Annotated in this window: 19 protein-coding genes; 11 read left to right on the top strand and 8 right to left on the bottom strand. The window is 65.8% G+C overall.

Annotated features, from left to right (window positions below):
- Positions 1–83: 83 nt before the first annotated feature.
- Positions 84–374 carry a type II toxin-antitoxin system HicB family antitoxin gene (locus tag B5V03_RS22345; RefSeq protein WP_129272549.1) on the bottom strand — a complete coding sequence of 97 codons (291 nt, stop codon included), beginning with the start codon at positions 372–374 and terminating at the stop codon, positions 84–86.
- Between the two features lie 8 nt (positions 375–382).
- Complete coding sequence (locus B5V03_RS22340; RefSeq protein ID WP_129272548.1) at positions 383–2,986, bottom strand: ATP-dependent helicase; 2,604 nt, start codon at positions 2,984–2,986, stop codon at positions 383–385.
- Positions 2,987–3,227: 241 nt separating this feature from the next.
- Between B5V03_RS22340 and B5V03_RS22335 the strand changes: the two genes are divergently transcribed.
- Positions 3,228–3,398, top strand: coding sequence for a DUF1328 domain-containing protein (locus B5V03_RS22335; RefSeq protein ID WP_129272547.1), 171 nt, complete (start codon positions 3,228–3,230; stop codon positions 3,396–3,398).
- A 3-nt stretch (positions 3,399–3,401) separates the two neighbouring features.
- Here the strand turns inward: B5V03_RS22335 and B5V03_RS22330 are convergent, their stop codons facing one another.
- On the bottom strand, positions 3,402–3,908 hold the full coding sequence (locus B5V03_RS22330) for a thioesterase family protein (protein ID WP_129272546.1): 507 nt from the start codon (positions 3,906–3,908) through the stop codon (positions 3,402–3,404).
- Positions 3,909–3,995: 87 nt separating this feature from the next.
- Here B5V03_RS22330 and B5V03_RS22325 point away from each other — a divergent pair, with 87 nt between their 5' ends.
- Complete coding sequence (locus tag B5V03_RS22325; RefSeq protein WP_129272545.1) at positions 3,996–5,420, top strand: FAD-binding oxidoreductase; 1,425 nt, start codon at positions 3,996–3,998, stop codon at positions 5,418–5,420.
- A 71-nt stretch (positions 5,421–5,491) separates the two neighbouring features.
- On the opposite strand, the gene B5V03_RS42410 is transcribed toward B5V03_RS22325, so the two are convergent.
- On the bottom strand, positions 5,492–5,857 hold the full coding sequence (locus tag B5V03_RS42410) for a hypothetical protein (protein ID WP_245502296.1): 366 nt from the start codon (positions 5,855–5,857) through the stop codon (positions 5,492–5,494).
- A 42-nt stretch (positions 5,858–5,899) separates the two neighbouring features.
- On the opposite strand from B5V03_RS42410, the gene B5V03_RS22320 reads away from it, so the two are divergent.
- Together B5V03_RS22320 and B5V03_RS22315 are read left to right on the top strand one after the other, a co-directional pair.
- Entirely contained in the window at positions 5,900–6,865 is a 966-nt protein-coding gene (locus tag B5V03_RS22320; protein WP_245502295.1) for a Spy/CpxP family protein refolding chaperone, read from the top strand.
- A 121-nt stretch (positions 6,866–6,986) separates the two neighbouring features.
- The gene (locus B5V03_RS22315) at positions 6,987–7,325 is read left to right on the top strand and encodes a hypothetical protein (RefSeq protein WP_245502294.1); all 339 of its coding nucleotides are present in this window, start codon (positions 6,987–6,989) and stop codon (positions 7,323–7,325) included.
- A gap of 71 nt (positions 7,326–7,396) precedes the next feature.
- On the opposite strand, the gene B5V03_RS22310 is transcribed toward B5V03_RS22315, so the two are convergent.
- The 3 genes from B5V03_RS22310 to B5V03_RS22300 form a co-directional block, all read right to left on the bottom strand.
- The gene (locus tag B5V03_RS22310; RefSeq protein ID WP_129272542.1) at positions 7,397–9,070 is read right to left on the bottom strand and encodes a SulP family inorganic anion transporter; all 1,674 of its coding nucleotides are present in this window, start codon (positions 9,068–9,070) and stop codon (positions 7,397–7,399) included.
- A gap of 200 nt (positions 9,071–9,270) precedes the next feature.
- A complete protein-coding gene (locus B5V03_RS22305; RefSeq protein WP_129272541.1) occupies positions 9,271–10,770 on the bottom strand; it encodes a caspase family protein in 1,500 nt (499 codons plus the stop codon).
- Positions 10,771–10,914: 144 nt separating this feature from the next.
- Positions 10,915–11,835, bottom strand: coding sequence for a LysR family transcriptional regulator (locus B5V03_RS22300; RefSeq protein ID WP_129272540.1), 921 nt, complete (start codon positions 11,833–11,835; stop codon positions 10,915–10,917).
- A 96-nt stretch (positions 11,836–11,931) separates the two neighbouring features.
- On the opposite strand from B5V03_RS22300, the gene B5V03_RS22295 reads away from it, so the two are divergent.
- The 4 genes from B5V03_RS22295 (at position 11,932) to B5V03_RS22280 (ending at position 16,597) form a co-directional block, all read left to right on the top strand.
- Positions 11,932–12,375: a DoxX family protein gene (locus tag B5V03_RS22295; RefSeq protein ID WP_129272539.1), complete on the top strand. Its 444-nt coding sequence runs from the start codon at positions 11,932–11,934 to the stop codon at positions 12,373–12,375.
- A gap of 339 nt (positions 12,376–12,714) precedes the next feature.
- Positions 12,715–13,746, top strand: coding sequence for a TRAP transporter substrate-binding protein (locus B5V03_RS22290; RefSeq protein WP_129272538.1), 1,032 nt, complete (start codon positions 12,715–12,717; stop codon positions 13,744–13,746).
- 1 nt (position 13,747) lies between these two features.
- Positions 13,748–15,607 carry a TRAP transporter large permease gene (locus tag B5V03_RS22285; protein ID WP_129272537.1) on the top strand — a complete coding sequence of 620 codons (1,860 nt, stop codon included), beginning with the start codon at positions 13,748–13,750 and terminating at the stop codon, positions 15,605–15,607.
- A gap of 12 nt (positions 15,608–15,619) precedes the next feature.
- Complete coding sequence (locus B5V03_RS22280; protein ID WP_129272536.1) at positions 15,620–16,597, top strand: hydroxyacid dehydrogenase; 978 nt, start codon at positions 15,620–15,622, stop codon at positions 16,595–16,597.
- Here the strand turns inward: B5V03_RS22280 and B5V03_RS22275 are convergent.
- The gene (locus B5V03_RS22275) at positions 16,594–17,760 is read right to left on the bottom strand and encodes an ABC transporter substrate-binding protein (protein WP_129272535.1); all 1,167 of its coding nucleotides are present in this window, start codon (positions 17,758–17,760) and stop codon (positions 16,594–16,596) included. The genes B5V03_RS22280 and B5V03_RS22275 overlap by 4 nt on opposite strands.
- A gap of 280 nt (positions 17,761–18,040) precedes the next feature.
- Here B5V03_RS22275 and B5V03_RS22270 point away from each other — a divergent pair, with 280 nt between their 5' ends.
- The 3 genes from B5V03_RS22270 (at position 18,041) to B5V03_RS22255 (ending at position 24,746) form a co-directional block, all read left to right on the top strand.
- Complete coding sequence (locus B5V03_RS22270; RefSeq protein ID WP_129272621.1) at positions 18,041–20,470, top strand: putative bifunctional diguanylate cyclase/phosphodiesterase; 2,430 nt, start codon at positions 18,041–18,043, stop codon at positions 20,468–20,470.
- A 230-nt stretch (positions 20,471–20,700) separates the two neighbouring features.
- Positions 20,701–22,002: an MFS transporter gene (locus B5V03_RS22260; RefSeq protein ID WP_129272533.1), complete on the top strand. Its 1,302-nt coding sequence runs from the start codon at positions 20,701–20,703 to the stop codon at positions 22,000–22,002.
- Positions 22,003–22,160: 158 nt separating this feature from the next.
- Positions 22,161–24,746 carry an EAL domain-containing protein gene (locus B5V03_RS22255; protein ID WP_129272532.1) on the top strand — a complete coding sequence of 862 codons (2,586 nt, stop codon included), beginning with the start codon at positions 22,161–22,163 and terminating at the stop codon, positions 24,744–24,746.
- The last annotated feature ends 28 nt before the right edge of the window (positions 24,747–24,774 follow it).

Below are 24,774 nucleotides of genomic sequence, written 5' to 3'. Positions count from 1 at the left end.
CATCTGATACGGGGAAGTTCGCGATGGTCAAGGGCTGTTCACCCCGGAACGGTCGAGAGTTGCGCCGGTGCGGCGAACGGTCCTCACTCCTCGGCGTCTTCGCGGGGCGGCCATTCGATCAGGACGGCCGTGTGTTTCCCCAGGTCGTCGGCAAATTCAGGGTCGGCCCTGAGCCCGTCCAATGTCCGCGGCGGGGGAAGCTGCTGACCGTCCGCGATCAGCTCCTGCGCATAGAAGGCGAGCGCCTCGGGCGCACTCTCCAGGGCTTCGTCGACATCGTCGCCGCCGGAAATGCAGCCGGGCAGGTCCGGAAACCACAAGCTGACGGCGTCGTCCGGGCCGGCGTCCTCGATGATGGCGACGTACTGAGCCATGCCGGGCCTCACGCCCGCTGCACAAAACTGTCCACGACCTTCTTCTCGCCGGCCTTGTCGAAATGGATGGTGAGCTTGTTGCCGTCGATCTTGGTGACGTGGCCATAGCCGAATTTCTGGTGGAAGACGCGGTCGGAGAGCGAGAATTCCGAGGTCGTGCCGGTCGATTTGGCGACCAGCTCGCCCTCGATCGTCATGGGACCGCGGCGGCGCGAGGAGAAGCTGCCGAAATCCGGACCGGAAGACGAGGAGGACGAGAACGACGAGGCCTGTTCCTCGAAGCCGCCGCCTCCGCCGCCGGTGCGGCCGCCGCCGCCCCGGTTGCGATTGGCTTGCGCGCGCTGCCAGCCCGGCGTCGAATAGGTCGAGCCGAACGCCTCCATGTCGTCGAAGCGCGAGGCGCCGTAGCCGCCGGTGCCGCCCCAGGCCGAGCCGCCCTTGGATTCCGTGATCTCGACATTGGCTGCCGGCAATTCGTCGAGGAAGCGCGACGGGATCGTGGTCGACCAGGTGCCATGAATGCGCCGGTTGGTCGCGAAATAGATCATGGCGCGGCGGCGGGCGCGGGTGATGCCGACATGGCCGAGCCGGCGCTCTTCTTCCAGGCCGGCGCGGCCCTGTTCGTCCAGCGTGCGCTGGCTCGGGAACAGGCCTTCCTCCCAGCCGGGCAGGAACACGTTGTCGAATTCGAGACCCTTGGCCGAATGCAGCGTCATCAGCGACACCGCGTCCTCATCGGCGCCGCTGTCGCGGTCCATCACCAGCGAGATGTGCTCCAAAAACCCTTGCAGGTTCTCGAACTCCTCCATCGAGCGCACCAGCTCTTTCAAATTCTCGAGCCGGCCGGCGGCGTCCGCCGAACGGTCCTTCTGCCACATCTCGGTGTAGCCGCTCTCGTCGAGCACGATCTGGGCGAGATCTGTGTGCGCGGTGACCTCGCGCTGGGCGCGCCAGCGGTCGAAATTGGCGACGACGTCGCGCAAACTGCCGCGCGCCTTCGGCTTCAGCTCGTCGGTCTCGATCACGGCGCGTGCCGCCTCGAACAAGGGAATGCGGCGCTTGCGGGCGTGGTCGTGCAGCATCTGCACGGTGGCATCGCCGAGCCCACGTTTGGGTGTGTTGACGATGCGCTCGAAGGCGAGATCGTCGGCCGGCGAATTGATGACGCGTAAGTAAGCCAGCGCGTCGCGGATTTCGGCGCGCTCATAGAAGCGCGGGCCGCCGATGACGCGATAGGGCAGGCCGAGCGTAACGAAACGGTCTTCGAATTCGCGCATCTGGTACGACGCGCGCACCAGGATCGCGACCTCGTTGAGCTTCTCGCCCTTGCGCTGGATCTGCTCGATCTCCTCGCCGATGCCGCGGGCTTCCTCTTCGGAATCCCACGAGCCTGTGACCGTGACCTTCTCGCCGTCATGGTCCTCGGTGCGCAGCGTCTTGCCGAGCCGGCCTTCGTTGTGCGCGATCAGATGCGAGGCGGCGGCGAGGATGTGGCCGGTCGAGCGGTAGTTGCGCTCGAGGCGGATGACTTTTGCGCCCGGGAAATCGTGCTCGAAGCGCAGGATGTTGTCGACCTCGGCGCCGCGCCAGCCATAGATCGACTGGTCGTCGTCACCGACGCAGCAGATGTTCTTGACGTGGGGCGTCTGCTCTCTCGCCCCGCCTGCGGGGAGAGAGTCGAGGTGAGGGAGACTCTCAACGAGCTCGGTGCGCGGAGACTCCCCCTCACTCGCATCGCTTTGCGATGCGACCTCTCCCCGCGCGCGGGGAGAAGTGAAGGAAGGAGACGACGGCGCCTGCGACAGCAGCCGCAGCCACAGATACTGCGCGACGTTCGTATCCTGATATTCGTCCACCAGGATGAATTTGAAGCGCTGCTGGTACTGCCGCAGGATGTCCGGATGCTCGCGGAAGATCCGGATGTCCTCCAGCAGCAGATCGCCGAAATCGGCCGCGTTCAGGATCTTCAGCCGCTCTTGGTAGCTCGCATAAAGCTTGCCGCCCTTGCCGTTGGCGAACACGGCGCCTTCGCCTGATGGCACCTGCGACGGCGTCAAACCGCGGTTCTTCCAGCCGTCGATCAGACCGGCCAGCATGCGCGCGGGCCAGCGCTTGTCGTCGATGTTGTCCGCTTGCAGGAGCTGCTTGAGCAGACGAACCTGATCATCCGTGTCGAGCACAGTAAAATTCGACTTGAGCTGTGCCAGCTCGGCATGGGCGCGCAGGATGCGGCCGCCGATGGAGTGAAAGGTGCCGAGCCACGGCATGCCTTCGACGGCGTGACCGAGCATCTGGCCGAGCCGGTGCTTCATCTCGCGCGCGGCCTTGTTGGTGAAGGTCACCGACAGGATCTCGGCGGGGCGGGCGCGACCCTGGCTCAGGATATGAGCGATGCGCGTGGTCAGCACCCGCGTCTTGCCGGTGCCGGCGCCGGCCAGCACCAGAACCGGTCCGTCCAGCGTCTCCACCGCCTCGCGCTGCTCCGGATTGAGCCCGGACAGGTATTTCGGTCCCACCGAGGCGCGCGCACGCGCGGCGATGCCGCCGGCTGCGGGCTGGTGGTCGGGGACGCTCTGGGACGTGATTTTGCTCGGCTCGGTCATGCGAATCATTTGGCCCCACGTTGGCACCGCGGGGTGGCGGAAGGGAGCCTTCTTAACAGGGATTGGTGCCTATATGGGGCGCCGGGGACGGGTTTTCCACGTGCGCGGCGGGGCGATTTGTTCCTCGCCGCGAGGCGAATTTCCGGCGGCAACTGGGCGGAACCAATGTTTCGGGCTGGAGATTGTTTGGGCAAGTGAGGCGCGCCAGCCGCGCCGATCGCAGGCAGTCATCTAAACAGAGGTTCGGGCCATGTTGAGCTGGGTTGTGACGTTTCTGGTTATTGCACTGATCGCCGGTATTCTGGGCTTTGGCGGCATCGCCGGCGCGTCGATCGAAATCGCCAAGATCATCTTCTTCATCGCGATCGTGCTGTTCCTGGTCTCGGCCGTGGTCGGATTGGCCCGCGGCCGCAGAATCTAGCGGCTACCGCTTCGAGGGCATCGCCACGTTCCGGCCGATGCCCTCGGGCCGTGCGACGGCGCTGTGGGCCTTGGTGACCGCGACGACGCGCTCTCGGACATCGGGCGGAAAGGCCGCAACGCGCCGTGCCTTCATGTCCATGTGCAGCGACATGTTTTCGGACGTGGCGGACAGCCAGCCCTCGGTCGCGTGCCGCATCTCCTCGAACGTGTGCAGCCGCTTGTCGTCGGCCTCCAGCAGCCACACCAGGATCTGCACGGGATCGCCGAGATGGATCTCGCGCAGATAGCGCACATGGCATTCGGCGGTGAAGGTCGAGCCGTGGCGCTCCTTCTTGTAGGCCGGCCCCATCCTGAGCTCGAGCCAGAGCTCGTCGATCGCCCGGTCGAACATCACGTTGTAATAGGCCATGTTGAGGTGGCCGTTATAGTCGATCCATTGCGGCTCGACCTGCATGATCGAGGCGCGGAACGGCTCAGGCGTTGGGGCTTTGTCGGCACTCTCCGGCATGTTTCATTCCCTGGCTATGCATCCGGTCGCTTGACTTGACCGGTAAGATGTCCTTTGCCACGGTCTCTTCTCGTCGGAGGAATTTCCGTGGGCACCACCATCACCAATAATCCGCCGCGGCCGGCGCCGAAAGCCCTCGCGAGCGCGCTGGAGCAGCTTGCCGCACGCTTCGGCAACCGCCTGATCACCTCGCAGGCCGTCCGCGAGCAGCACGGCCATACCACCACATGGATCGTCAACCAGCCACCTGATGGCGTGGTGATGGCGCAGGAGACCGCCGACATCCAGGACGTGGTGCGGATCTGCGCGAAGAATGGCGTGCCCGTCATTGCCTTCGGCACCGGCACCTCGCTCGAGGGCCAGGTCAACGCACCGGCCGGCGGCATCTCGATCGATTTGCGCGACATGAACAAGGTGCTCGCAGTGCACGCCGAGGACCTCGACTGCGTGATCCAGCCCGGCGTCACCCGCAAGGCGCTCAACGAGCATCTGCGCGACCAGGGCCTGTTCTTCCCGATCGATCCCGGCGCGGATGCTTCGCTCGGCGGCATGGCCTCGACCCGCGCCTCCGGCACCAATGCGGTGCGCTACGGCACCATGCGCGACAGCGTGCTGGCGCTGAAGGTGGTGCGCGGCGATGGCGAGATCATCACGACTGGCACGCGCGCCAAGAAATCCTCGGCGGGCTACGACCTCACCCATCTGTTCATCGGCGCCGAAGGCACGCTCGGCATCATCTCCGAATTAACGATCCGCCTGCGCGGCATCCCCGAGACGATCGCGGCCGGCGCGGTGTCATTCGAGACCGTGCAGGGGGCGTGTCAGGCCGTGATCCTGGCGATCCAGACCGGCATTCCCGTGGCGCGCATCGAGCTGCTCAATGCCGCGCAGGTGAAGGCCTGCAATGCCTATTCGAAGCTGACGCTGCCGGAGACGCCGCTGCTCTTGATGGAATTCCACGGCAGCGAGATCGAGGTCGCCGAGCAGTCGAAGGCGTTCGGCGAGATCGCGAAAGATTGCGGCGGCGGCGATTTCTCCTGGACCACCAAGCCGGAGGATCGCACAAAACTGTGGCAGGCGCGGCACGATGCCTATTGGTCCGTGAAGGCGCTGCGCCCCGGTGACAGCATCGGCGTGGTCGCGACCGACGTCTGCGTGCCGATCTCGCGCCTCGCTGATTGCGTCAACGAGACCGAGGAAGATCTCAAGCGGCTCAATCTGTTGTCGCCGATCGTCGGCCATGTCGGCGACGGCAATTTCCACTGCTCGCTGGTCTGCGACACCAACGATGCCGACGAGATGGCGCGCGGCGAGGAGTTCATGCATCGCCTGGTCGAGCGCGCGCAGGCGATGGACGGCACCTGCACCGGCGAGCACGGCATCGGCCAGGGCAAGCAGAAGTACCTCAAGGCCGAGCTTGGTCCCGAGGCGATCGATGCGATGCGGGCGTTGAAGAAAGCGCTCGATCCGCTAAACATCTTCAACCCCGGCAAGATCGTGCCGGAGGCGTAAGCGGTCTGCTGCGTCGCGGTCGGGAACTTTCGGCAAGCCGGCCGGTTCCAATACCGTCAGTTTCCGATGTCTCAGTGGCGCGGGAGGATGCGATGTTGCGACCGGTCATTGGAATTGCCGTGATCGCGCTTGCCTGCATGCTGGCAGGCACGGCTTTGGGGAAGGGCGGCGGCGGTCACGGCGGTGGCGGTCACGGCGGTGGCGGTCATGGTGGTGGGCACGGAGGTGGCCATGGTGGTGGGCATTTCGGTGGTCATGGCGGTGGCCATCACGGCGCCGGTCATTTCGGTGGTCACGGTTTCGGGCACGCGCATGGCGGCGGGCATCATGGCGGGGTGCGGTTCGCAACCGGAGCCCGACATGGTGGCCCGAACTTCGGTCAGATCCGCAATGCGGGCGTCCATCCCGCGAATTTTCGCAATGCCCTCAACGCGCACTCCGCCGCCTTCCGCAATGGCCGGCTGATCAGCAATCCGGGGGTGCGGGCCCAGATCGCAGCCGCTGCCGCACTCGCCGGCTGGCATGGTGCAAGCAGCGGATGGTGGCAGCATGCGGGGGGCGGCTATGGCTGGGTCGGACCGCTGTTCTGGCCGTTCGCCTATAACGACCTCTACGACTACACGATCTGGGGCGACGGTCTCGGCTTCTGGGGCTACGGCTATCCGGACATCTATGCCGGCATCTTCGGGCCCTATGGCTATGACGGTCTCTCGGCCTATCTGCCGCAACGCCCGCAAGGACGGCGACAAGCGCGAGGCGTTGCGCTCGATCAGCTCTGCGGCAGCGACCGCCGCGACATCGTCGGTTTGCCGATCGACCAGATCGCAGCCGCGGTGCAGCCGACGGAGGCGCAAAGCGCAAGCCTCGACGATCTCGGCAATGCCTCGATCCAGGCGGCGGAGCTGATCCGCGCGTCCTGTCCGGCTCAGGTCGCGGCGACGGCGCCCGGCCGGCTCGCGGCGATGCAGCAGCGCATCGAGGCGATGGAGAAGGCCGTCGATTTCGTTCAGCCCGCACTGGATCGATTCTATGGCTCGCTCGCCGACGAGCAGAAGGCGCGCATCAACGCGCTGGCTGAGGATCAGCGTCGCGCGACGGCTTCCAACACGACCACTGGATCGCTGGTCCAGAATTGCGGAGCGTCTGCTGCACTCGATTGGCCGGGCGCCGACATCGAGGCGAGGCTCCATCCCGACGACACCCAGCGCGCTGCGCTGCAAGTGCTCCAGGATACCAGCGCCAAGGTCAGCGCATCGCTCAAGGCGGCCTGCCAGCCCAACGACGTGATGACGCCGCCGGCGCGAATGGCCGCGATCCGCCAGCGGCTCGAATTGATGCTGAACGGCGTCAAGTCGGTTCGCACGGCGCTGGAGGATTTTTACGCCACGCTGAGTGACGAGCAGAAGGCCCAGTTCGAGGCGATCGGGCCGCGGCGCACGTCCTGAGCGCGCTGCAAGCCAAGCATGTCGGAAAAAACCGGCTCGCCGATCCCGATCTTGTCCAATATGGTGCGCGCGGCTGGAAGACCGCGGGTGGCGGGGCGATGAAGTGGTTGCGAGGCAGAAGTTGGCGGATGTTTGGGACGAGCCCCTTCAGGGACCGCTCGGCGACATCGAGGCCGCCGAGCGCATCCGCGCGATCTGTGACGCCGCGGCCGCGAGCGCGGCCGGTTCCGCGCGTAATGACAAGCGCGAGAGCGAGCGCTATGAGCGCGCGGCGAAGGTCGCGATGGAAATCGCGATGAAGATCTCCGACGCGCTGATGCGCGACGACGCGGTGCATCGCATCGTCGATCTCTGCATGAAGGCGGACGACCTCAAGACCGCGCAAATCCTGTTCCGCGCGATCCATGCCAGTTGGATTCGCGAGACGATACAGCGCGATCACCCGACGCTGGCGCAGTGAAGGGAACGTGCGCTCCCTCCCCGCAAGCGGGAGAGGTTGCAGCGAGTTCGCGGCTCCGCCGGTGTGACCAGCTATTCCGCTTTCGCCAGCTTGCGCACGGCCTCGTCGACGCTGCGGAAGACGTGCTCCCGCGGCAGCACATCGAACAATTTGAACCGCTCGAACGCGTCCTGCGCGCGCGCTGACTCCAGCCGCGCCAGCGCGACCGTGGCACCCTGTTCGCCGCACGCCTTGAACACGTCGAGCAAAATCTGCGCGGCGGTGAAGTCGATCTCGACCATGCCGCTGGCCTCAAGCACCAGCAGTTGCGGTGTCGATATACTGAGCACCTTCGTCACGTCGCTGCGAAAACCCGGCGCGTTGAGGAAGGACAGCGGCGCCTGCAGCCCGATCACGGCGACGCCGGCGATGCGTTCGCCGGTGATGTGCGGATGCGCCGGCCACCAGATCGTGGTGCCCGGCACGCGCTCGAACTCGACCAGCCTGGCGCGTGTGGTGCTCCAGATGCCGTGCAGCAGCGACAGCACGATACCGAGGAACGCGCCCTGCTGGATTGGCAGCACGATGATCAGCGCGGCAGTCGCTGCGATCAGCAGGAACTCGCTGAACGACTGCTTGTAGATCGTGACGATCTGCTTCAGGCGGATGATGCGCAGCGCCACGAACAGCAGGATACCGCCCAGCGCCGCGTCCGGCACGTGCTGCAACAGTCCGGTGCCGAACGCGAGCAGCGCCAGCACGATGGCCGCGGCGGCAAGGCCCGCGAGCTGCGATTGTCCGCCGGTCTCGGCAACGATGCCGGTTCGTGGCGGGCTGGCATTGACCGGAAACGCCCCGAACAGGCCTGCCAGCACGCTGCCTGCGCCCGCGCCGAGGAAGTCGCGATCGACATCGGCGGGCTTGTCGGGATCGGACGGGAACGAGCGTGTCGTCGCCGCGGTCTGCACCATCACCACGACCGTGATGACGAAGGCGAGCGGCACGAGACGCACCCAAAACTCCGGCGCAAGCTGGGGGAAGGTCGGCCGCGGCAGCGTGCCCGGCACGCTGCCGACAACGCTGACGCCCTTGCTTTCGAGGCCGAACGCGATGGTTGCCAGCGTCGCGGCGACGAGCCCGATCAGTGCGCCCGGAATCTTTGCGCTGACCTTCTCGGAGATGAAGACCACGGCCAGCACGCCGAAGCCGATGCAGAACGTGAGAGGATTGGTGCGGCCGAGTTCGGTCGCGAGCACGCCGATGCGATCGAGCGTCGGGCCGCTCGGTGACGTAAGTCCCAGCACGCCCGGCAATTGCGAGACGATGATGTGGACGGAGATGCCGGCGAGAAAGCCGATCATGACCGGCATCGACAGGAGATTGGCGATGCCGCCGAGGCGGAACGCGCCGCCGGCCAGCATCATCGCGCCGACCATCAGCGCCAGCGCAATCGCAAGGCCCTGATAGTCAGGTGAGCCCGCGGCAGCGAGCGCCGCAAGCCCGCCGGCGAAGATCGGCGTGATCGTGGAATCGGCGCCACACGACAGGAAGCGATTGCCGCCGAGCAGCGCAAAGCCGAGCGAGCCCGCCATGAAGGCGAAGAAGCCGATCTGCGGTGCGAACCCGCCGAGCCGTGCGGTCGCCATCTGCTCGGGGATCGCGATCGCCGCCAGCGTCAGCCCCGCCATGAGATCGCCGGGTAGCGAATAGGACGCGAGCGAGCGGAAGAGCGGCCAAGAATGTTTGGCGGATGCGTCGTGTGGCATCGATGTGGAATCCCCGGAAAGGCTTGTTGGCTGATAAGACTACAGCATTTCCGTATCGGGAAGTGGCAGACGCAGTTTCGCTACATCGGTCGTCATTGCGAGCGCAGCGAAGCAATCCAGAATCTTTCCGCAGAGGCATCCTGGATTGCTTCGCTGCGCTCGCAATGACGGAGGACGTATTCGTCCTCGCGCAAGTTCTCTCAATACCTGCCGCGGCCGTTGTAGTCGCCGCGTCCCGGGCCGCCGTAACCACCGCCGCGACCGCCCATGCCCATACCCATGCCGAGACCGATCCCAATTCCGACGCCGATGGCTTCGGGCGGCGGGCCGGGGGGCGGCGCGCGCTCGTAGACCACTTCATCGGGTGGCGGCCGGCGCTTGGGTGGCGTCTCGACCACCTTGCGCTTCGGTGGCGTATCGTCGACGCGCTTCTTGATTACAGGGGCGACCGCCGGATTGACCGGCGAGGCTGGCGGCGTGGGTGTCGAGCACGGGCAGGTCGGTGCCAGCGCGACGGCGACCGGAGCAGGGATCGCCGCAGCCGCAACCGGCAAGGCATAGTTGCGGTTCTGCACGCGGAGCAGCAGCCGGCGCGCGGTTGCCGCGAGATCGCTGTTGTCCCAGTTGTTGAGATAAGCCTCGAACGAGGCGCGGGTGTTGATCGCGGTGGCGCGCTCCCAGGCTAGCATCTGGCGCCGGCGCTCCAGCACCGTGCGCAGACGCGGCGTGCGGGTGTCCTGCGTGTAGAGCTCGATATAGGCCTGATACGCCTCCACGGTGTCGTCGGTGATCACGAGCTCATAGGCGACCTTGGCGTCCTTGCCCTGCAAATCCTTGCGCCAGTCCGCGACGCTGCGCGTGCCGCTGGCAAGCGCCATCGAGGACGCGCCCGGAAGAACGGGCTGTCCGCCGCTGCTGCTCTCGCCGCCGAAGAACTTGAAGTCGGTCGTCAGCGACGAGCTTTCCCAGGGGATCTGCCGGCCGTCGGTCGATTGCGCCACGGCGACGCGGATGCGCTTGAACACTTCCTCGATCGGCAGGTTCGGTTGCTTGGCGACGGTCAGCGCGGCCGTGGTGTAGGGGCTGTCGATGCCGGAGCCGTCCTCGGCTTCGGCGCCGGGCGAGGTCGAATAGGAAATGAAGGAGCCGGGCGCGCCGGCCTTGGTGTCGACCATCGCAAGCCCGTGGCCGGCGCCGCTGAGCGCGGGGAACGGATTGTTGCGGCAAGCATCGAGCATGAAGATGCGCGCCCGCGTCGGCAGCGCGCCGAGCGTGTTGAGCAGATCGTTTAGCCGCACGCCCTGGAGCGGAATGTCGGCCTCGCGCTTGGGATCGAGATCGACCGGCACGAGATAGTTCTCGCCGTCGATCTGAAGGCCGTGGCCGGCATAGAACACCAGCGCGACGGTGTCGGCGCCGCTGGCGCTGACCTTGCCGGCGAAATCCGAGATCGCCGTGCGCATCTCGTTCTGGCCGAGATTGGCGGCCGTGGTGACGGTGAAGCCGGCATTGCCGAGCAGTTCTGTCATGCCTTTGGCGTCGTTGGCGGCGTTGGGCAGCTCCGGCACGGTGCGATAGGAGGATTGCCCGATCACGAGTGCGAGCCGCGCTTCGGCCGCGGCCTGTGTCGGTGTCATCAGTTGGGTGAGCGCGAGGAGGCTCGAAGCAAGGAATAAATGACTGAGAATTGGACGGCGCATGATGTCACCTCCATCGGCAACGGGCGTGAGGATGTCACCTTTTCTACGTCGGCGCCATGACACGGTCTGTGCGCTGGATCACGCTGGGCGTGCGACAAATCGGGCAGGAGGTCTGCCGGAATTGGCGCGCCAGGCCATGCAGCGTCAGAACAGTCCGCGATCCCAGGGCGTAACAGGTGCAAAGCGCGCGGCGAGAAAGTCGATGAAGGCGCGCACTTTCGCTGGCGGCCGGCGATCGGGCAGGTAGACGGCATGCACCGCCGAGGTCTGGACTTCCGGCTGGTCGAGCGGAAGCGCGACCAGCGTGCCGGCGCGCAGATCGTCGGCGATGATGAAGGTCGGCTGCCGCGAGAGGCCGAGGCCGGCCAGTGTCGCCGCACGCAGCGCATCGCCATTGTTGGCGCGCAAGGTGCCGCTGATCTGGATGCGGATCTCGCCGTCGACGCCGAACGGCCATTCCGCGGCGCTGCCCTGCTGCGTCAGCGTGTAGCCGAGGCAATTATGCTCGGCGAGGTCGGCAACGCTGCGCGGCATGCCGTGCTTGGCAAGGTATGAGGGGGCCGCGCAGACCACCAGGCGGTTCGGTGCGAGCTTTCGCGCGACCATGCTGGAGTCGCGCAGCTTGCCGATGCGGATCGCGAGGTCCCAGCCTTCCTCGGCGAGGTCGACGAGGCGGTCGTTGAGGCCGAGCTCGACGGTGACCTCGGGATGGCGCTCCAGGAACTCCGCAATCAGCGGAGCGATCTGCCGCGTGCCGAACACGACGGGCACGTTGACCCGGAGCAGCCCGCGCGGCTCGACGCGCTCGCGCGCGACCGCGGCGTCCGCGGTCTCCATATCGGCGAGGATGCGCTCGGAGGATTCCAGATAGAGGCGGCCGGCCTCAGTCATCGACAGCCGCCGTGTGGTGCGGTGGAACAGTTTTATGCCGAGCCGCGCTTCGAGCGCGGCGACGTGCTTGGTCACCATGGTCTGCGACAGGCCCAGCGCCCGGGCCGCACCCGATAGGCTGCCGTTGGCTGCCACCTTGGCGAAGACTTCCAGGCTGGTCAGCCGGTCGAGCATCTATTTCACTCTATAGGTGTGAAGTATATTTCCATATTAGCCGATTATCATTTGAACGGGAATAGATCATAGCGCAGTGCAGCAAAGGAGACCGCCATGATCGATTCCCGTACCGTTCCCTACGCCGCGCTGCTGTTGCGCGTGACGCTGGGCGCGCTGTTCCTGGCCCATGCCAGCCTGAAGTTGTTCGTGTTCACGCCCGCCGGGACTGCAAAGTTCTTTGGCAGCCTCGGCTTCCCGCCGGAACTCGCTTATCTCATCATGACCGTGGAAGTGCTCAGCGGCTTTGCCCTGATCCTCGGCGTCTGGACCCGCTATGCGGCGCTGGCCGGCATTCCGATCCTGCTCGGTGCGATCTTCACCGTGCACGGCGCCGCCGGCTTCTTCTTCACCAATCCGAAGGGCGGTTGGGAATTCCCCGCCTTCTGGGCGATCGCGCTCGCGGCGCAGGCCCTGCTCGGCGACGGCGCCTATGCGCTGCGGCCCTCGCGCGATGTCGCGGCGGCGAGCGGGCAGCTCAGCGGCGCACATTCGCGCTGACGTCACGACGTCGTTCGAACACGAGAGCTGCGGGGCACGATCCCGCAGCTCTTTTTGCTGCGTGCTCATCAATCTGCGTTCGGCATTGATCCATGCCTGAATTGGATCGATCTGCGGCAATCTTGCATGGCAGGCCTTGTCGCTGCCGTGCGGCATTGTCGAAAACACCTATAAATACAGACGCTCCGCTGCGGTCTCTGCCGACGTCCCTGCCGTTCGCGCACCGCGGCACTTCCGGCCGCGCCCTTGCCTGTGGCGTCGCTTTGGCCATACAGTTCGCGCAACAAGCCGCGGCGACGATCGCGGCCGTAAACAAAAATATCGGGGAGAGACCGCACCATGACCATCGTGCCCGTGAACCGTCGCGCGTTCATCAAGTCATCGGCGGCGGTCACCGCCGGCCTCGTGCTCTCTCCCGCCATCATCGGCCGCGCCGAAGCTGCGACGCTGAAGCTGAAATGCTCCTCCTCTCTGCCGAACGATCCCAAATTCGCCAACGGCCGCGTCTACTACGACAACCTCGTCAAGAATTTGAAGGGCAACGGGCTCGGTGAGCAGGTCGAGGTCGCCTTCTTCCCGGACAATCAGCTCGGCCAGGAGATCGACGTCATCAACTCGGTGAAGCTCGGCGTCATCGACCTCATGGTGTCGGGCTCGTCGATCTCGGCCAATCTGGTGCCGCTGGTCGGCACCTTCGATCTCGGCTTCCTGTTCTCGAGCTTCCCGCAGCAGACCAAGGCGTTCGAGTCCGGCGCCGCCAAGCCGATCGAGGACGCGCTGCTCAAGGGCAGCAATATCCGCATCATCGCCTGGGCCTATAATTTCGGCTCGCGCAGCGTGCTGGCGAGGAAGCCGGTGAAGACGCCGGAGGATCTCGCCGGCCTAAAGATCCGCACGTTGCCAAATCCCGTCATCACCGAATGTCTGCGCCTGATGGGCGCCGCCGCGACGCCGCTGGCCTTCGGCGAGATCTACACGGCGTTGCAGGCCGGCGTGCTCGATGGCCTCGAGCACGATCCGCCGACGATCTTGGCCAGCAAGTTCTTCGAGACGGCAAAATTCTATGCGCTGACACAGCACAATTTCTCGCCGCTGGCGATCTATTTCAGCGACATGACCTACAACCGCATGGACCCGAAGCTGCGCGACGGCTTTCTCGATGCCGCCAAGAAGGCCGCGGTCGACACCCGCGCCCATGGGCTTGCGGTCGAGAAGGAAGCGCTGGCGGCCTTGGCCGAGAAGGGCGTGACGGTGGCTGAATGCGACCGCGAAGCCTTCAGGAAGCGCGTCGCGCCGCAGCACGAGAACTTCATCAAGGCGCGGCCGGACTCCAAGGCCGTCATCGACATCATCCGCGCGACGCAAGCCTGAGATGACGATAACAGCCGCCGTGCCGCTCTCGGGCGGTCGCCACGGGAGCATTGCGCTGCTGCTTCGTTGCAGCGACGCGATCGCGGCCATCCTTCTGGCCGCCGATCTCGCGGTCGTGTGCGGCTCCGTGCTGCTGCGCTTCTGCTTCAATGCACCGGTCGAATGGTCGGATGACGTCGCGCGTGGGCTGATGGTTGGATCGGCCTTCTTCGGCGCGGCAAGCGCGCTCGCTCGCGGTGAGAATGTCGGTGTCTCGTTCTTCCGCGACCTCTTGCCGGCGCGCTTGCGCACGCTGGTCGATGCCGCCAGCGCGCTGCTGATCGTGCTGATCTCGGGCTATGTCGCCTATAACGCCATCAAGCTGGGCTCGCTCACCGCAGGCCAGACCACCGGATCCGGCCTGCCGCTGGAATTGACCTTCTATCCGATGGGCGCCGGCGCGCTGTTCATGACGGTGTTCGCGATCGACCATCTCTGCGCGAGGCCGTTCCCCGACATCGTCAGGGGCCTCGTTGCGATCGTCATCGTCACCGGCCTTTATCTGGCCTGGGATTATCTGTCGCCGTCCACGGTGCCGTCGGCGGGCACGCTGATGCTGATCGGATTCTTTGCAACCCTGTTCGGCGGTCTGCCGATCGGCTTTGCGCTGGCGCTGGCCGCGCTGGTCTTCATCTGGGTCGAGGGCGCGCTGCCCGGCGTCATCTTCGCCCAGCAGATGGCGCGCGGCATCGACAATTTCGTGCTGCTCGCGATCCCCTTCTTCATCCTCGTCGGCTATCTCATGGAAGCCAACGGCATGTCGGTGCGCCTGATCGAGCTGTTGCAGCGCGGCGTCGGCCGCATGCGCGGCGGGCTGAACGTCGTGATGGTGGCCTCGATGGTGCTATTCTCCGGCATCTCGGGCTCGAAGATGGCGGACGTCGCCGCGGTCGGCTCTGTGCTGATTCCGGCGGCGCGCCGCTCCAAGCAGAATCCCGGTGGCGCGGTCGCATTGCTCGCGGCGTCCGCGGTGATGGCGGAAACGATCCCGCCCTGCATCAACCTGATCATCCTGGGTTTCGTCGCGAACCTGTCGATCGGCGGGCTGTTCATGGCGGGGCTGCTGCCGGCGGCGCTGATGGCGCTGGTGCTGATCGCGGTGTCCATTATCTTCGGCAAGCCGCCGGCGGAGGCCGAGGACATCGAGCCGCAGGCGCCGGTGTCGGGCCTGTGGAGCGGCGCGATCGCCGCGTTCGGCCTGATCTTCATGATCTTCTTCGGCTTCAAGAGCGGCTTTGCCACGGCGACCGAAATCTCGGCCTTCGCTGTGGCTTACGCGCTCGTCGTCGGCAGCGTGGTGTTCCGCGAGCTCGGCTTCAAATCGGCCGCGCACAGTTTTGTGCAGGCCGCGACGCGTGCGGGGCTCGTGCTGTTCATCGTCGCCGCCGCGCAATCGCTGGCGTTCACGCTGACCTTGCAGCAAGTGCCGCATGCGGTCGGCGATTTCATGCTGGGATTGTCCAAGACCTCAGGCACCTGGCTGTTCATCCTGCTCGCGATTGCTGTGCTGATCGTGATGGGCTCGGTGCTGGAGGGTGCGGCCGCGCTGATCATCTTCGGGCCGCTGCTGCTGCCGGTCGCCGTGCAGCTCGGCATCGATCCCCTGCATTTCGGCGTTGTGCTCGTCATCGCGATGGGCATCGGCCTGTTCGCGCCGCCGCTCGGGCTCGGGCTCTACGGTGCCTGCCTGATCGGCAACGTGCCGATCGAGCAGACGGTGAAGCCGATCATGGGCTATCTTGGTTTGCTGTTCCTCTGCCTGCTCGTCATCGCCTTCGTGCCATGGCTCTCGACCGCGCTCCCGCGGGCATTCGGCTACTGACGGAGTCTTGTCGTGAAAGTCCTGCTCGCGCACACGCCGGAGATGCGGCGCAATTACTATGGCGATCGCAGCCTCAACGGTCTTCGCGCGACAGCGGAGGTGATCCTGCATGAGAGCGACGATACTCTCGACGCAGCCGGCCTCGTCCGCGCGGCTGTTGATGCCGACATCATCGTCGCCGATCGCATGACCGAGGGACGCGGCGAGATCTTTGCGCAACTGCCGCGTTTGCGGGCCTTCGTCCGCTGCGCGGTCGACATCCGCAACGTCAATGTGGAATCAGCCTCGCAAGCCGGCGTGCTCGTGACCCGCGCCGGGCCCGGCTTCGTGCAGGCGGTGGCCGAGCTCGCGGTCGGCTTCATGGTCGATCTCTCCCGCGGCGTGTCGCGGACGACGGCCGACTATCACGCCGGCCGCAAGGTCGAAGCGCGGATGGGCCGCCAGCTCGCGGGCAGCAAAATCGGCATCATCGGCTATGGCAGCATCGGGCGCTATCTTGCCGAGATCGCAAAGGTGATGCGGATGGAGGTGCTGGTCGCCGATCCCTTCGCTGATGTCAGCGACAGCGCCATCCGTCAGGTCAGTCTCGACGAGCTTCTCTCTGCATCGGACTATGTCGTCTGCCTCGCCATCGCCAACGAGCAGACCGAGAATCTGATCGGCGAGGCGGCGCTGGCGCGGATGCAGACGCACGCCGTCTTCATCAATCTCTCCCGCGGCAATCTCGTCGATGAGGCCGCGCTCGCGAGAGTGCTGCGCGAAAACCGCATCGCGGGTGTCGCGATGGATGTCGGCCGCGCACCCGACCAGATGCCGAGCCTGGAGCTGGCAAAGCTTCCCAACGTCGTCGCGACGCCCCATATCGGCGGCCTGACGCCGCAGGCGATCGAATACCAGTCGCTGGAAACCGTGCGGCAGGTCGAGGCCATCGTCAAAGGCGAGGTGCCGGTCGGAGCGGTCAATGCCGACCGCTGGACGCGGCGGCCTTAAAGCCGGTCCACCGCCCTGAACGTGCCGTCCTTCTGGATCACCGTCAAAAACACTTTTGGTGGCGTGTCGATCGCGCGAACGCCGACAGTGACGACTTTGCCGCTGATGTCGAAGCGGCCGACATCGTTGATGGCGTGCAACAGGCTCGCGCGCGTCGGTTGCGGGCCGGCCATTTCCAGCGCCGCGGCCGCGAGGCGGCCGGAGAGGTAGCCTTCGAGCGACACGAAGTCCGGTGTCAGCGTCGGGTCGAACGCCCTCTGCGCGGCCTGGTAGTCGGCGACGAGCTTGAGCGAGCGATCCCAGGGAAACGGCACCACCTGCGAGACGATGACGCCTTCGCCATCGGGGCCGAGCTCCTTGGCGAGCGCGTTGGCGCCGACGAAGGAGATGTTGACGAAGGTCGGATAGGCGCCGCTGCGGTGCGCGAGCTTGATGAAGTCGGCGCAGGGACCATAGGTGCCAACCATGACGATGGCCTCCGGTTCGGCGCGCTTGATCATCCGCCAGGCCGAGGCGACGGCGCGGGTGTTGCGTTCAAAAGTGCCTTCGGCGGCAAGCTCGAGCCCGCGCTTGGCGAGCGCGCGCTTCACGCCGGCAAGACCGTCGCGGCCGAAGGAATCGTCCTGGTAGAAAATGCCGATGCGGGTGAACTTGCGATCCTCGGTGAGGTGCTTGACCCAGGCCTCGGCCTCGGCACCATAGCTGGCGCGGATGTTGACGACATTGGCGAGCTCGAGGTCGCGCAGGAATTCGGCGCCGCTGAACGGGCCGATGAAGGGAACGTTCCGGGCGCTGGTGATCGGGATCGTCGCGATCGCGGTCGGCGTGCCCACCGCGCCGATCAGCGCGAACACCTTGTCCTCCTCGATCAGCCGCAGCGTCTGCGCCACAGATCGATCGGGATCGTAGCCGTCGTCGCGGCTGACGAGTTGGAGCTTGCGGCCGTGGACGCCGCCCTTTTCGTTGATCTCGGTGAATGCCGCGACGATGCCCTGCCGCATCCGCTGCCCGAGCGCGGAGGAGGGGCCTTCGAGCACGGCGGCCTGGCCGAACAGGATCGCGTCGTCGCTGACGCCGGCCTCGGCGGCCTTCGCAGGCAGCAGGCTTGATGCCAGCAACGCGATGGTCAAGGCGAGGCGTGTCGCGGATCGCGATCGTGTCATGAGGATGCTTGCCGGATGCTGGACGAATTCGGCCGAAACGATAGGTCTGCGGGCTGAACAGGTCGCTAAGGCGCGCCGCACCAATGGTCCGTAAGACTCCGGGGAAAACCGGCAAGTTATTTTCAGACTGCCGCGATTTGCAGGGCAATCGTTAACTAAGTCGCGCAATGCGAAAACACCCGCATCCCGAAATTGTACGGTTCTTAACCCCGATCCTTGTCCGATAGCGGTTCCGGTGGCTCAACCAGAAGTGGGCCGACGAGGGGACGTGCGGATCAAGATGGGCGGTCGCGATCAGAACGATCAGGATCGGGAGCGGAGGACCGGATGGTGGCGCGCCGCGCCGCTGCTCGGGCTGTATCGCCCTGCGCTGGTCGCGATTGGCGTCGGACTTCTGTTCTCGATCGTGGGTGCGGCTGCGGTCGCGCGATGGGAAGATCGCGTCAACAGGATCGAGTTCGAGAACGCGGCCGAGACCGAAGCGATCGTCATGCAGCACGGCATGGGCGAGTACATCTCCAGGCTCGTCGCGCTGCGCACGCTGTTCGAATCGACCAACGAGGAAATCACCCGCAGCGAATTCGAGACTTTCAGCGCCCGCCTGTTCGAGCGCCATCCCGGCATGCTGCGCATCGCCTGGCTGCCGCGCGTCAACCGCAAGGAGCGCGCCGAATACGAGGCCGCCGCGATCGCGGACGGCGTATCGGGCTATCGCATCAAGTCGCTTCAGGGCGATACCTTGGCGGTCGCGCCGCAGGGCGACGAATATTTCCCGGTGTTCTACTCGACCCAGCCGAAGACCTCGCCGGTCTACGGCATGGATTACGCGACCATCCCTGAACGTCGCGCGGCGCTGGAGCGCGCGCGCGACAACGACCGGGTCGCTTCGATCCGCACGCACCTCTACGAACCGAAGGAAGGTGGCCGGCAGCCCGACATCCTCGTTGCCATTCCCGTCTATGCCAAGGGGACGTCGCGCGAGACGGTCGCGGATCGCCGCCGCAACCTCGCCGGCTTCGTCGTCGGTGTCTTCGACCTGCCGCTGCTGATCCAGTCCATTCGCGTGACCACCGGAGCAAGCCCCGCGGTCAGTGTGAACATCTATCCGCCCTTCACGGGGCGGATTGTCAGCCTCGAAGAGATGCTGCCGGATTTTTCGTCGGCCGCCACGGCGCCGCAGTCGATGCGCGATGTCGCCCGGGGCGTGCACTGGTCCGGTGGTCTCAAGATCGGTGACACCGACTGGCAGGTGCGCGCCACGCCGACCGCCGGCGGCGCGCTGGAGACGGCCTACGACCGCGCGGCCGCGGTTCTCATCGTCGGCATGCTGCTCACGCTGTCGCTGTCGACCTATTTGATGCTCGCAAGCCGCAATTCACGGCGGCTGTCGCTGGCGAACCGCCGGGTGCTCGAGCTCGCCCAGACCGACATCCTGACGGGCTTGCCGAACCGTGCCTTCTTCCTCGCCCGGCTCGACGAGCTCAACGGCCAGCTCAACGATTCAGGTTCAACCTTCTCGATCCTGATGCTCGACCTCGATCGCTTCAAGAACGTCAACGACTCCCTCGGTCACGGCGCCGGCGATGTGCTGCTGCGCCAGGTGGCGCAGCGGCTGAGATCGGCGCTGCGCGCGAGCGACGTGCTGGCGCGGCTCGGCGGCGACGAATTCGCCATCATCCAGGACGCTTGCGAGGATCAGCGCGCCTGCTCGACCGAGCTCGCGGCGCGGATCGCCAAGCTCGTCGCCGAGCCGTTCCTGCTGCCCGGACATCGCGTCGAGATCGGCACCAGCATCGGCATCGCGATCGCGCCGGACCACGGCAGCGACCACGAGCAATTGCTGAAGAAGGCCGACCTCGCGCTCTACCGCTCGAAATCGGCCGGCCGCAACTGCTTCACCATCTACGACGGGGCGATGTCGGCCGAGCTCGAGGCGCGCAATACGCTGGAAGGCGATCTGCGCGACGCCATCGCACGCTGCCAGCTCGAGGTGCACTACCAGCCGTTCGTCGACGCGCTCAGCAGCGAGCGGCGCGGCTTCGAGGCGCTGGTGCGCTGGCGGCATCCGACGCGCGGATTGATTCCGCCGGACCAGTTCATTCCGCTTGCCGAGGAGACCGGGCTGATCGTTCCGCTTGGCGAGTTCGTGCTGCGGCGGGCCTGCGCGGACGCGGCCGGCTGGCCCGCCAATCTCATGGTCGCCGTGAACCTGTCGCCGATCCAGTTCAAGGAAGCCGAGCTGTTTGAGATGATCAGCGCGGCGCTCGCGGCGTCAGGCCTGCCGCCGCAGCGGCTGGAGATCGAGATCACCGAATCGGTGCTGTTGGAACGCGGGGTCGAGAACCTCGCCTTCATGGAACGGTTGAAGCACCTCGGCATCGAGCTTGCACTCGACGATTTCGGCACCGGCTATTCGTCGCTGAGCTATCTGACCACCTTCCCGTTCGACAAGATCAAGATCGACAAGTCGTTCATCCGCAACCTCACGCATCAGCCGCGCTCTTCCGCCATCATCGCCTCGATCGTGACGCTGGCGCGCGGGCTGGACATGTCGGTCACCGCCGAGGGTGTCGAGACGAATGAAGAATTCGAGCGGCTGACGGCGCTCGGCGTCAATTTTGCGCAAGGCTATCTGTTCGGGCGTCCGCAGCCGGTCGACCAGATCACGTTCGACGACTCCGTTCGCACCTCGCAGCTAGACGCGGCCTGAGCATATGAGCGTTGGTCGCCCCCAGCGTCATGGCCGGGCCTGACCCGGCCATCCACGTCTTTCTTTCTCGCGGCACAAAGAACGTGGATGCCCGGGACAAGCCCGGGCATGACGACCTCTTGTGAATGTTCAAAAGCGATGGGCCCGCCCAACGTGCAGTCGCGAAAATCGCTTGACCCAGGCAGCTCCGGATGGTCGTTAGGATCGTCTAGGGATGAAATAAGAAAAACATGCGGCTTCCGTTCTTCTACGGCTGGGTCGTGGTCGCGGTGACCTTCGTCACCATGGCTATCGGCGTCAACGCGCGCACCGCCTTCTCTCTGTTCTTTCCGCCGATCATCTCCGAGTTCGGCTGGGAGCGCGGGATCACCGCGGGCGCATTTTCCTTCGGCTTCGTGGCCTCAGGCGTGGCGAGTCCGCTGATCGGCCGTCTGATGGATCGCGCCGGTCCCCGCGCGGTGATGGAGCTCGGCGTCGTGCTGATGGGCGGCGGGCTGCTGCTCGCCCCGCTCACCAGCCAACCCTGGCATCTCTACATGACCATCGGCGTCATGGTCGGCGCAGGCTCAGTGTGTCTCGGCTATTCCGGCCAGTCGCTGTTCCTTCCGAACTGGTTCATCCGCAAGCGCGGCTTCGCCATCGGCATCGCCTTTGCGGGCGTCGGCATCGGCTCGATGACGCTGCTGCCCTGGGTGCAGCACATGATCGAGCAGACCGGCTGGCGCACCGCCTGCACCGCAATGGGCCTGCTCGTCCTGACCGTGCTGGCGCCCATCAACCTGTTCCTGCATAAGCGCCCCGAGGATATCGGCCTTCGGCCGGACGGCGATGCCGCCCCGGCCGCGGGGGCCGCAAAACCAATCTCCAACGTCGTCGATCCCGTCTGGGCCAACACTGAGTGGACGCTGAAGCGCGCCGTCGCGACCGCGCGCTTCTGGTGGATCGCGCTCGGCTATTTCTGCGGCCTGTACATCTGGTACGCGGTGCAGGTGCACCAGACAAAATTCCTGCTCGACATCGGCTTCAGCCCGAGCGTTGCGGTCTGGGCGCTCGGTACCGTCAGCCTGCTCGGCATCCCCGGCCAGATCCTGCTCGGCCATGTCTCAGACCGGATCGGTCGGGAGTGGGTGTGGGCGATCAGCTGCGCGGGCTTTGCGATCTGCTTTGCGGCGTTGATCGCGCTCAAATTCCAGCCGTCGCTGTTGCTGGTCTACGTCATGGTGTTCACGCAAGGCGCGCTCGGCTACGGCCTCACCTCGATCATGGGCGCGGTGGTGTTCGAGATTTTCCAGGGCAGGCACCAGGGCAGCATTTTCGGCATGATCATGCTCGCGGCATTGGCGGGCGGCGCAGCGGGTCCCTGGCTCACCGGCTTCCTCTATGATCGCACCGGCGATTACACGCTCGCCTTCGCCATCGCCATCGCCGTGAGTGGATTGTCGGCACTGTCGGTCTGGCAGGCCTCGCCGGGCAAGGTGCGGGCTGTTGCCGGCCGGCTGTGCAGGCTTAGCCCCCGACCCGCAGCCGAGTAAGTTCCGGAACGCATCAAGATACCTTCGCTTTTTCGCGGAACGTTAAGTATGTCGCGTCTTGGCGCGGTGCGGCGGGATTGCAAAAACGTCTTGGACACCATCGGAGCGTTAGCTTCGGGCCGATTGCCGTATTTTCCCGATGCCTTCCGGGTTCAATGATGTCTGCCGCCGACTGCTTAGTGACGGAAATGCCGGACGTGCTGCGCGCCGCGCTTGAATGCGCCGACGATGCTATCGTCATCGTTGATGACGCGCATCGCATCACGCATTTCAACACCGCCGCGGAGCGGATCTGGAAGCTTGCACGCACCGATGTGCTCGGCCGCGATGCCGACATTCTCACGCTCAGGTGCCTCAAGGCCGATCCGGTTGCCGACTTCCGCGAGGAGATCAGCCTCGTGCGGCGCGACGGCAGCCGCATCAAGGCGCAGATCGTGATGTCGTCGGCGGCCGTCGGCGGCGCGATCCATCGCATCGTGTTCGCGCGCGACGTCACCGCCGATGCCGACCGCCGCGTCAGGATCGGGCTGCTCCACGCCGTGTCCGACCAGACCAACCGCGCGGTGATCATCACCGACGTCGATCAGAACATCGTCTACGTCAATTCGGCGTTCACGGCGCTGTTCGGTTACACCAGCGAGGAGGCCGTGGGGCGCCGCGCCGGTGAGCTCATCGCCGGCTGCCACACCGATCGCAAGGGCGTCGCCAGGCTCGTCAAGCGCCTGACGGCCGGTGCGCGGCGCGGCGAGATCGAGACGCTGGTCTACAACAAGGACGGCGAGGAGATCTGGGTGTGCGCTCGCCTCGATGCCTTCCGCGACAAGAAGGGCCGGGTCAGGCACATCTTCGCGCTGCTCGAGGACATCACCGAGACCAAGCAGCTGCGCTCGCTCCAGCAGCTCATCATGGGCGCGCTGGCCGATGAGGTGCCGATCACCGACATCGCCGACAGGCTGTGCCGCCGCGTCGAGGAGATCGCGCCCGACGTGGTCTGCTCGCTGCTTCACATCGACGCCGCGGGCCTGGTGCATCCGCTCGGCGGCCCCAGCCTGCCCGAGGACTACTCCCGCGCGCTCGACGGCATCGCGATCGGCCCTAATGTCGGCTCCTGCGGCACCGCGGCCTTCTACGGTGAGCCGGTTCTGGCGACGGACCTGGAGACCGATCCGCGCTGGCAGCCTTACAAGGCGATGCCGCTCGCGATCGGCCTGCGCGCCTGCTGGTCGACCCCGGTCAAGGCCAAGGACGGCCGGGTCATAGCCACTTTCGCGTTTTACTATCGCGAACCGCGCGCGCCGAGCAACTGGCATCGCCGTATCGTCGATGCCTGCGTCGATCTCGGTGCCTTCGCGATCGAGCGCAAGGAAGCGCGCGCCGAGATCGCGCGGCTCGCCTATCACGACATCCTCACCGGCCTGCCGAACCGCGCGCAGTTGCGGCACCTGATCACCACCGCGATCGACGCCTGTCCGACCGGCAGCCATGTCGCGCTCGCCTTCCTCGACGTCGATCATTTCAAGGACGTCAACGACACGCTCGGCCATGCCGCCGGCGACGAGCTGCTGATCCAGCTCGCGCAGCGCCTGCGCGAGCACATCGGCCCCGAGGACATGCTGGGCCGGCTCGGCGGCGACGAATTCGTCATCCTGCTGCCGCAGCGCAACGCCGACAGCGCCGAGCGCGTCGCGGCCGAAATCACCGAAGCGCTCGCCGCGCCGCTGCGGCTCGGATCAAAGCTGATGCCGATGTCGGCCAGCATCGGCATCAGCCTCTATCCCGATCATGCGACGGATATCGACACGCTGATGCAGCAGGCCGATGCCGCCATGTACATGGCCAAGCAGGCGGGACGTTCGACCCATCGTATGTTCAGCGCCGAGATGAACGGGCTCACCGAGCAGCGGCTGGCGTTGATCGCAGCGCTACGCAAGGCCATCGCGGAGGGCGCGCTGACGCTGAGCTACCAACCGCAGATCCGCAGCTGCGACGGCGCCATTCACGGCGTCGAGGCGCTGTCGCGCTGGCACGATGCCGTGCTCGGCGACGTCTCGCCGGCAAAATTCATCCCGCTCGCCGAGGACTGCGGCCTGATCGAGCAGATCGGCCTGTGGTCGGTGCGCGAGGCCTGCCGGCAGATGGCGAGCTGGCGCCGCGCCGGGCTCAACATCCCCAGCGTGTCGGTGAATTTGTCGCCGATCAATTTCCGCAATGTCACGCTGGCCGCGCGGCTCAAGGACATCCTCGCCGAATACGAATTGCCGTCGGATGCATTGATGCTCGAGATCACCGAGGGCGCGTTCATGCAGGACGGCGTCGCCGCGCTCGAGACGATGAATGCGATCCGCGAGCTCGGCGTAGGACTCTCGGTCGACGATTTCGGCACCGGCTATTCCAGCCTCAGCCGGCTCGCCCATCTGCCGATCCGCGAGCTCAAGATCGACCGCAGTTTTATGCGCGACATCGAGACGGATGCGGGCGCCCTCGCGATCGCCACCGCCGTGGTGCGCGTCGGCCAGGGCCTCGGCATGACCGTCGTCGGCGAAGGTGTCGAGACCGAGGGCCAACGCAAGGTGCTGTCCGAGCTCGGCTGCGACGTCGTGCAGGGTTTTCTTTACGCCCCCGCGCTGCCGCCTGTTGCCTTCGAGCGCTGGCTGATCGAGCATTGCGCCGAGCAGGCGAGGGCGATGCTGGGAAGGCTGGATATTGCGGCGGTGGGGGCGGTTGAGGTGAGGCGGTCGGCTTAGGGCACGTACTGGGCGAACCAGACCGCCT

It is taken from the genome of Bradyrhizobium betae, from assembly GCF_004123905.1.
Taxonomy (GTDB): Bacteria; Pseudomonadota; Alphaproteobacteria; order Rhizobiales; family Xanthobacteraceae; genus Bradyrhizobium; species Bradyrhizobium betae_A.
This window is presented reverse-complemented; position numbering and strand designations above follow the sequence as displayed.